Source organism: Psychrobacter sp. 1U2 (assembly GCF_051847575.1).
This window is the reverse complement of sequence record NZ_JBPYDC010000108.1, coordinates 1-1,793: the sequence shown is the minus strand read 5'-3', so window position 1 is coordinate 1,793 and position 1,793 is coordinate 1. Positions and strand designations below refer to the sequence as shown.

Genomic DNA, 1,793 nt, shown 5'->3' with positions numbered 1-1,793 from the left:
ATGTCACGCGGCGATGCTTATAACTTCCCTGTGATTCGTGAAGCGATTGGCTATGCTGATGCTTTATATGGTTTTAAATCAGGGTTTGATCGCGCTGGTAAATCATTGGGCCTAAAATCAGGTGGTTACTGGCCAGGTAACGAAGCCAAAGGCTTGACCAACCATCAATCGACGATTTTTTTGTTTAATCCTGATAATGGTAAATTGCGCGCGCTCGTCGGTGGTAACTATCTGACCGCTGTACGTACTGCCGCCGCCTCTGCCGTATCGATTGCTCATTTGGCTCGCAGAGACAGCAAAGTTATCGGTATGATTGGTGCCGGTCATCAGTCTACTTTTCAGTTACGCGCCGCACTTGAGCAACGTGATTTTGATAAAGTAGTCGCTTGGAACAACAACAAAGATCGCCTTAAAAACCTACAAGCTGTCGCTGAAGAAGCAGGCGTAGCATTTGAGTCGGTTGAGCGTGAAGAGCTGTGTAAGCAAGCGGACGTAATTATTACTATTACTTCAGCATTTGAGCCGCTACTGATGAAAGAGTGGATCAAGCCTGGCACTCACATCGCTTGCATGGGTACTGATACAGTCGGTAAGCAAGAAGTTGATGCTGAGCTGATAGCCTCTGCTACTGTCTTTACTGATGAAATCGCCCAATCAATCAGCCTTGGTGAAGCGCAACATGCCATCAAATCTGGCGCTATCAAAGAGAGCGATATTACCACTCTTGGTGCTGCGATTAACGGCGATCATCCGGGTCGTAGCTCAGATGACGAGATTACCTTGTTTGATGGGACTGGTGTTGGCCTGCAAGATTTAGCGGTTGCTTCTGCAGCAGCACGCTTGGCGCTTGAAAAAGGCGAAGCTCAGCAAATTTCGCTATAATTATTTATATTAACGAATGTATTTTAAAACCGCCAAATAAATTTATTTGGCGGTTTTAACGATGTCGTCGGTTTACCATCGAAACTGACCCCTTTATTAATCGTATTAAAATAAAAGTCATCATTCATATAGGCTTGTCTCATTTTATAATTTGTATTAGCTATATATGTTTTACTTCTTAAAATACGTTTTAATGCGCCGTGCCTAACACAATACGCGTCTGATCTGCCTTCATAAAAAGCTATGTGAGGCATACCGCTTGATTGATAGGATAAGATGGGTTTTCCACCTTATCGCTGTCGAAGTTGATCTTTACTAAATTTGAAGTTTTTATTTGACCGTATAAAAACTTATTATACTGGCCTCTCGCCCATGACTATCGCCCGATACATCTCGCGCCGATAACCATCGTAGTCATTAAAAGCTTGATGCAAGCAAATCCTATTATCCCACATAATAACGGTATTATTTTCCCATCTTAAACGACAAGTAAAAGATTCTTGAGTGGCAAAGCTGGATAAAAAATCAAGTAAAGGTCGCGACTCATCTTCTGTCATGCCTTCTATACCGCAGGCATAAATCTTATCGACATACAGTGACTTTTCACCTGAAACCGGATGGGTTCTGACCATTGGATGATAAAAACCTTCTAGCATTTGCTGGGTATTTAAATCCAGTTCAATATTGCCAATAGCCCCTACTTTACCTGACTCTTGAGATTGCTTTTCTGATTGCATATTGGCAAGGACGTTTTTACCACTCATCCATACTTTTAGCGGCGCTATCATTTCCTGCATCGCTGGACTCAAAGAGTTATAAGCCAACACAGCATTGGCGAACATCGTATCGCCACCGTATGGCGGTATATCTACCCCATAATTAATGGCAATAGAAGGCGGGCACTCTAAAAA

2 protein-coding genes are annotated in these 1,793 nt (G+C 42.8%); one reads left to right on the top strand and one right to left on the bottom strand.

Annotated features, from left to right (window positions below; genetic code table 11):
- On the top strand, positions 1–882 hold an 882-nt coding region (gene bhcD / locus ACS8FD_RS13570; RefSeq protein ID WP_439276267.1), incomplete at its 5' end, for an iminosuccinate reductase BhcD.
- A 353-nt stretch (positions 883–1,235) separates the two neighbouring features.
- On the opposite strand, the gene ACS8FD_RS13565 is transcribed toward bhcD, so the two are convergent.
- A partial coding sequence (locus ACS8FD_RS13565; protein ID WP_439276266.1) for a TauD/TfdA dioxygenase family protein occupies positions 1,236–1,793 on the bottom strand: 558 nt, incomplete at its 5' end.